The following is a 7,015-nucleotide window of genomic DNA, read 5'->3' as shown; positions in this document are numbered from 1 at the left end:
TAGGTTTTTTCGACGACCTACCGTAGGTCGTCTCGGAGGGTATAGCTCAGGCATTTCGTGTAACTTTGCATCGTCGTAGCAGAAGGCCCTACCTCCCTTCGCCAGCTACGGTTCATTCACCCTCGCCCTAGATAATTGGGCTACAAACAAAAGACCGCTTTGAATTACATCTTCAACTTGGACATGAAGGTCCGTGACTACGAATGCGACCTTCAGGGCGTAGTGAACAACGCCAACTACCAGCACTACATGGAGCACACACGACACGAATTCCTCGAGAGCCTCGGCGCCAACTTCGGCCAGATGCACGAGGACGGCCTCGATGCCTTCGTCACCAAGGTCACCATCTCCTACAAGAAGAGCCTACGCAGTGGCGACAGCTTCCGCTCGGCTCTTCGCTGCTCGATGCGAGCACCTAAGCTAATCTTCCATCAGGACATCCTTCACCTGGACGGCACGCTAGCTGCCCGTGGCGAAGTCGAGTGTGTCGTCGTCGACCACGGTCGCCTCACCCGTGGGGAGTTCTTCGCCGAGCTCCTCAAGGACGTCCTCTCCCCCGAAGGGAAGTAATCTCCTCCTCACTCCTCCATCCCCTAGATACTATGGCAAAGAAAATCGCTGAGACCCCTCTGATGAAGCAGTACCTGGAGCTCAAGGGTAAGCACCCCGATGCGATCCTACTCTTCCGGGTCGGTGACTTCTACGAGACCTTTAGTGATGATGCCATCGCTGCGGCCGAGATCCTGGGGATCACCCTTACCCGTCGAGCCAATGGTTCGGCGATGCACGTCGAGCTGGCAGGCTTCCCCCACCATGCGCTGGATAGCTATCTGCCCAAGCTCGTACGTGCCGGGCGTCGTGTAGCTATCTGCGATCAGCTCGAAGACCCCAAGCTCACGAAGAAGCTCGTCAAGCGGGGCATCACCGAGCTCGTCACCCCTGGTGTCGTGCTCGGAGACAATGTGCTCAGGAGCAAGGAGAATAACTACCTAGCCGCCCTCTACCTCCCTTCGGGGGAAGAGGGGCCAGGGAGCATCGCCTTCCTTGACATCTCCACGGGCGAATTCGTCGTCTCTGAGGGAAGCCCCGAGCATCTAGAGAAGCTCCTGAGCTCCTACCAGCCGAAGGAGGTCCTCGTCGAGCGAAGCACTCGGAGCCTACTCGACCGTCTCTTCTCCTACCGAGGCTTCGTCTTCGAGGTCGAGGACTGGAGCTTCGCCGTGGAGAATAACCGCCGTAAGCTCACCACCCACTTCGGCCTGCAGAACCTCAAAGGGCTAGGCCTCGAGCAACGCCCTGCTTCCATCGCCGTCGCAGGGGCTATCCTTAACTATCTAGAGCTGACAAGCCACACCGAACTGGGGCACATCACCACGCTCCGCAGTATCGACCGGCTGAGCTACATGCGTCTGGACAGCTTCACCCTCCGAAGCCTTGAGATCCTAGCTCCGATGAATCGGGAGGAAGGGAAAAGCCTCCTCGACATCATCGACTGCACGGAGACCGCCATGGGTGGACGACTCCTGAGACACTGGCTGTCCTTCCCGCTGATCGACCTCGGCGAGATCCACCGACGTCAGCGTATCGTCGGCGACCTCGTGCGAGGGCACGAGCTCCGTCGCACCTTCACCGAACTCCTCCTAGGCATCGGAGACCTCGAGCGCCTAGCATCGAAGGCGGCCGTCGGACGCATCTCTCCTCGTGAAGTGCGCCAGCTAGCCGTCTCCCTCCGACAGATCAATCAGCTGGGAGCCCTTGCCTCCAGCTCCGACTCCGCCGACCTAGCCCAGATAGCCACCCGACTAGCCCCTACCGAAGAGCTCATTAGTGACATCGAGCATACTCTGACCGAAGAGCCCCCTTCAGCCCTTGGCCGTGGTGCTACCATTGCCCCAGGCATCAGCCCCGAGCTTGACGAACTGCGCCAGCTCTCCACCCACGGCAAGGACTACCTCCTTCAGCTCCAGCGACGGGAGAGCGAGCGTACCGGCATCTCTTCGCTCAAGGTCGCCTTCAATAATGTCTTCGGCTACTATGTAGAGGTTCGCTCCACGCACAAGGACAAGGTGCCCGAGGACTGGACCCGTAAGCAGACCCTGGTCAATGCAGAGCGCTACATCTTCCCCGAACTGAAGGAATACGAGGAGAAGATCCTAGGTGCCGAGGAGCGCATCGCTAGCCTCGAGAGCCGACTCTACGCTGAGCTCCTCGTGCGACTATCCCGCTTCATCCGTGCCCTCCAGCAGAACGCTCGCCTCATCGCCGAGGTAGACTGCCTCACCGCCCTCTCAGAGGTCGCCGTACGAGACCGCTATGCTTGCCCTGTGGTCGACGACGGACTCATCATCGACATACGATCAGGGCGACACCCCGTGATCGAGCAACAGCTCCCCTTCGGACAGACCTATGTGCCAAATGATGTACACCTCGACGAAGACGAGACGCAGATCATGGTCATCACCGGGCCTAATATGAGTGGTAAGTCCGCCCTCCTACGCCAGACGGCACTGATCGTCCTCCTAGCACAGATTGGCTCCTTCGTACCGGCAGAAGCCGCTCACCTAGGGCTCACCGACGGGATCTTCACCCGTGTGGGAGCTTCGGACAATATCTCACGGGGCGAGTCGACCTTCATGGTCGAGATGCAGGAGGCCTCCAGTATCCTCAATGCCCTCACACCACGCTCCCTCGTCCTCTTCGACGAGCTGGGCCGTGGGACGAGCACCTATGACGGGATCTCCATCGCCTGGGCGATCATCGAGTACCTCCACGACAATCCCCACGGAAGACCTAAGACGCTCTTCGCCACGCACTACCACGAGCTCAATGACCTCGAAGCACGCCTTCCCCGAGTGAAGAACTACAACGTCTCCGCCCGAGAGATCGAAGGGAAAATGCTCTTCCTACGCAAGCTCGTCCGTGGGGGGAGCGAACATAGCTTCGGGATTCAGGTAGCACGCCTCGGGGGGATGCCACAGAGCATCACCACCCGAGCCTCCGAGATCCTTGCTCAGCTCGAGTCGGCTCATATCCACGAGGTCACAGGGCTAGGCGCGGAGGTGCAGGTCAGCCGTGCCCCCAGCCCTGACACGCTACCTACCGAGCAGATCTCTACGGGCGTACAGATGAGCTTCTTCCAGCTCGATGACCCTGTACTCTCCGATATCCGTGAGCGCCTCCTCTCGGTGCAGATCGACAGCCTCACCCCACTAGAGGCACTCAATAAGCTCAGTGAGATCCAGCACCTGCTTAAGACTCCTTAGGCAGGCGACTACCCTCAGGAGTAAGAGTCTTCTGTAGACCTCAGCTTGGGATACTAATCGGTAGGAAGAGCACCATCGATTTATTCACTTTTTCGGCTAACATTAGGTCGTTTTCTAGCAGTTTCTTAACCTACAGCTCTGCAAAGAGACGTGAGATAGATACCCTCTATCACGATCTTCGGGGTGGAGACAATAGATTTCGACAGAGATTACATATCTTTGCTAAAACTCTAGAAGGAGTGTATGGAAGAAGTTCGTGTAGACAAATGGCTCTGGGCCGTCCGCATATTCAAGACCCGCTCGATCGCAACAGACGCTTGCAAGAAAGGGCGTGTCAGTATCGCAGGGACGAGTGTCAAGCCATCTCGACTCGTACAGCGTGGGGAAGTCATCTCCGTCCGTAAGCCTCCGATAGAGTATTCCTTCCGTGTACTTGATCTCTTGGGACATCGGGTAGGCGCTAAGCTCGTGCCCCAGTATATGGAGAATGTCACACCGGCCTCTCAGTACGAGATCCTAGAGCTCCAGCGTATCTCTGGCTTCGTCGACCGAGCGAAAGGCTTAGGGCGACCCACCAAGAAGGACCGCCGAGACCTGGATCAGTTCGCAGACGATCTACCCGAGGATCTAGACCTCTTCGACTGGGAGGAGGACTGGGACTAACGCCCAGAGACACAGCGGAGGAAAGCTCAGCAACGACAAACAACAAATCACAACCATAGGATGAGAATCAAAGACCAAATCTCTCTACGTAAGATTGCCGATGAGTATATCATGATCGTGGGCTCTGGTGATAGCTTAGACTATACACAGGCCGTGAGCCTCAACGATAGTGCAGCTTATCTCATCGAGAGTGTACGAGGGAAGGACTTCACCCTAGAGGACTGGGTAGAGCTCCTGACCGACCGCTATGAAGTAAGTGGGGAGCAGGCTCGTGCCGACGTTGAGCTCCTGATACAGATGCTCAAGGAGGCAGAGATCATCGATTGAGCACCACAGCGACACTCACCCATGATGAGGAGCTCTTCCTGGAGCTCCTGAGCTGTGCTCTACACAGCGAGCTTCCTAGACCTGAACTCTTCGCAGGCCTAGAGGAGCGGTCGTGGCGTAGGATACATCGCCTAGCCACCTCCCATGCTGTACCCGCCTTCGTCGGGGACCGAATCCTTACGCTCCCTAAGGGCTCGCTGCCCAATCGCAACCTGTGTCTGACGATCTTCTCCGAGATCGAGCTGACACGACGAGCTAATATCTACCTCACCGGCGCCCTAGGCAAGCTCTCCAAGCTCTACGAAGATGCAGGCCTACCCTTCATCCTACTCAAGGGGCTAAGCCTCAGTCAGTATTACCCCGATCCATCCCTGCGCTCGGGGGGAGACCTAGATGTGCTCTTCACCTCTGGTGACCACTACGAGAAGGCCAATCATCTGCTGACTGAGCAGGGCTTCCATCTACACGACGACTCAGAGGTACGCTATGGGCATACGGCCTTCTCCTACGGCCGTACGGTCATCGAGAATCATGCCCGAGCCGTCTTCTTCGACCATAAGCGACACAATAGAGCCTTCGACAAGCTCGTCCGTGAGGCTACAGAGTCAGGGAGCCTCATCCCCCTACCCCTCGGAGACTACACCGTAGACACGCTCCCCCACGAGCTCAATGTCGTCTATGTCTTCATCCACCTCTTCTTCCATTGGCTACACTGGGGCGTAGGCTTTCGTCAGTACAGCGACTGGCTCCTCCTGATGACCCAGCTGAAGGGACAGCTCGATCAGGACAAGATCCTCTCCTATGCCCGTGAGCTGGATATCCTCTATCCGATGCAGCTCTTCGCCCAAGCTGCGATCCGTCACCTCCGTGTCTCCCCAAGCATCTTCCCCTTCCCTCTGCTGGAGCAGGAAGACCCCAATACAGACCAGGTGATGCTAGACGTCCTCTATAGTGGCAACTTCGGCTTCGCACAGCGCCCAGGCAAGTCGCAGAACGTATGGGTCACGAACTGGCGTAAGCTCGTCTTCAAAGCACGCCGATCTCGCCGACTCTACTCCATCACCCCTGTCCATGCTTCCCGCATCATCTGGGGATCGGTACTCGGGCATCTTCTACTCCTAGTACGTCGTAGGAGATGATCGACCTAGTACGCTTCATCCTAAGAGGACACAAGTGGGGGATCATCCTGATCATCCTCTTCGGTCTTGGTACCGTCGCTACTAACCTTGTCTTCATCTGGCTCTCTAAGTGTGTCATCGACATCGCTGCACATCAGAGAGCAGGTTCCATACACACCTTCTCGGCCGCCCTGGTCATCACCCTCGGTCTACAAGTACTCTTCCGGATCATCTCGGTGCGTCTGACGAACTACACCGGCGCCAAGATGAACAATGCTGTACAATCAAAGGTCTTCGCCCATCTCCTCTATACACGCTGGTCTAACCTCGGGCAGATGCACAGCGGGGATATGGTGGTGCGTATGCTCAAGGATACAGATGGGCTAGTCACCTTCTTCATCTCTTCACTCCCGACAGCGATCCTAGCAGCAGCACAGCTCTTAGGGGCACTCTGTCTCCTCTACTACTTCAATCCTACTCTTGCCCTCATCCTGGGGGTGGGGATGCCACTACTAGCGATCTTCAGCAAGGTCTACTACAAGCGCATGCGTCACTATACCGATGAGATGAAGCAGGCGGAGAGTGAGATCACAGCACAGATCCAAGAGACACTACTCAACCAGACGGTCATCCGTACCTTCGAGCGCCAAGCTACCTCGATCGACCACCTACTGATGCGTCAGGGGAAGTACCTCCGTGCTGTGAAGCGCCAGACCCTCGTATCGGTCTTCGCTAACCTCCTCATGCAGGGGGCCTTCTCCAGCGGATATATCGTCGCCTTCCTCTGGAGTGCTCGAGGCCTGTATGGTGGTACGATCACCTTCGGGCTGATGACATCGTTCCTCCAGCTCGTAGCACGCATACAGTCTCCTCTGACTACCCTCATCGGTATCCTTCCCACCCTTATATCATCGAAGTCCTCTCTGGACCGTCTGGTGAATCTCCTTGAGTTCAAGACCGAGCAGACGGGGCGCAGTGTACAGCTGACCGGTCCTGTGCATCTCGAGGTCAAGGATATGAGCTTCCGCTACGCCGAGGACGAAGATTGGGTCTACCAGCACTTCTCCCTAGAAGCCTCTTCAGGAGAGATGATCGCTCTGATGGGGCGCACCGGTGCAGGTAAGACGACACTACTACGTCTACTCCTGGGGCTCGTACCCCCGACAGAAGGGACGATCAGCCTCACTTCGGCGACGGGCATCTACCCTGTGAACGAGATCACTCGAGGGAACTTCGTCTACGTTCCTCAGGGCGGATCGCTCTTCAGCGGGACTATACGAGACAATCTCCTCATCGGGGACGAGGAGGCCACTGATGCCGACCTCAAGCGAGTACTACACCTAGCGGTAGCAGACTTTGTCTTTGATCTACCCAAGGGACTAGATACGGTCATCGGGGAGCGAGGTCTAGGGCTCTCCGAAGGGCAAGCACAGCGTATCGCCATCGCTCGTGCCCTACTGCGTCCAGGGAAGATCCTCCTGCTGGACGAAGCGACCTCTGCCCTAGACCAAGATACCGAAGCCCAATTCCTCGGATACCTACGAGCCCACGCATCCGATAGGCTCGTCATATTCATCACGCACCATCCCGACGTAGCGGCCCAATGTGACCGCACGCTTCACCTCTAGCGAACCTACAGGGGGC

Annotated in this window: 6 protein-coding genes; all 6 read left to right on the top strand. The window is 57.0% G+C overall.

The features are described 5' to 3' along the window. Positions 1-183 precede the first annotated feature (183 nt). The 6 genes from HMPREF1556_RS06715 (at position 184) to HMPREF1556_RS06690 (ending at position 6,999) form a co-directional block, all read left to right on the top strand. On the top strand, positions 184-570 hold the full coding sequence (locus HMPREF1556_RS06715; RefSeq protein ID WP_044125431.1) for a thioesterase family protein: 387 nt from the start codon (positions 184-186) through the stop codon (positions 568-570). A 32-nt stretch (positions 571-602) separates the two neighbouring features. Beyond that, positions 603-3,263, top strand: coding sequence for a DNA mismatch repair protein MutS (gene mutS / locus HMPREF1556_RS06710; RefSeq protein ID WP_021667641.1), 2,661 nt, complete (start codon positions 603-605; stop codon positions 3,261-3,263). Between the two features lie 243 nt (positions 3,264-3,506). After that, positions 3,507-3,926, top strand: a complete 420-nt coding sequence (locus tag HMPREF1556_RS06705; protein WP_021667640.1) for an RNA-binding S4 domain-containing protein — start codon at positions 3,507-3,509, stop codon at positions 3,924-3,926. Positions 3,927-3,986: 60 nt separating this feature from the next. Next, positions 3,987-4,253: a PqqD family protein gene (locus tag HMPREF1556_RS06700; protein WP_021667639.1), complete on the top strand. Its 267-nt coding sequence runs from the start codon at positions 3,987-3,989 to the stop codon at positions 4,251-4,253. Next, positions 4,250-5,392 (top strand): nucleotidyltransferase family protein, encoded by a 1,143-nt coding sequence (locus tag HMPREF1556_RS06695; RefSeq protein ID WP_021667638.1) that lies wholly within the window; start codon positions 4,250-4,252, stop codon positions 5,390-5,392. The genes HMPREF1556_RS06700 and HMPREF1556_RS06695 overlap by 4 nt, the downstream gene beginning before the upstream one ends. Further along, positions 5,389-6,999, top strand: a complete 1,611-nt coding sequence (locus HMPREF1556_RS06690; RefSeq protein WP_021667637.1) for an ABC transporter ATP-binding protein — start codon at positions 5,389-5,391, stop codon at positions 6,997-6,999. Before HMPREF1556_RS06695 ends, HMPREF1556_RS06690 begins: the two co-directional genes overlap by 4 nt. Positions 7,000-7,015: the final 16 nt, after the last annotated feature.

Origin of the sequence: Porphyromonas sp. oral taxon 278 str. W7784 (genome assembly GCF_000467855.2) — a bacterium.
In the GTDB taxonomy this organism is placed as follows: domain Bacteria; phylum Bacteroidota; class Bacteroidia; order Bacteroidales; family Porphyromonadaceae; genus Porphyromonas.
This window is presented reverse-complemented; position numbering and strand designations above follow the sequence as displayed.

Excerpts from the sequence above, each read along its gene's own strand:
- HMPREF1556_RS06715 (WP_044125431.1), top strand. The coding sequence starts at position 184 with ATGAAGGTCCGTGACTACGAATGCGACCTTCAGGGCGTAGTGAACAAC.
- mutS (WP_021667641.1), top strand. The coding sequence starts at position 603 with ATGGCAAAGAAAATCGCTGAGACCCCTCTGATGAAGCAGTACCTGGAG.
- HMPREF1556_RS06700 (WP_021667639.1), top strand. The coding sequence starts at position 3,987 with ATGAGAATCAAAGACCAAATCTCTCTACGTAAGATTGCCGATGAGTAT.
- HMPREF1556_RS06705 (WP_021667640.1), top strand. The coding sequence starts at position 3,507 with ATGGAAGAAGTTCGTGTAGACAAATGGCTCTGGGCCGTCCGCATATTC.
- HMPREF1556_RS06690 (WP_021667637.1), top strand. The coding sequence starts at position 5,389 with ATGATCGACCTAGTACGCTTCATCCTAAGAGGACACAAGTGGGGGATC.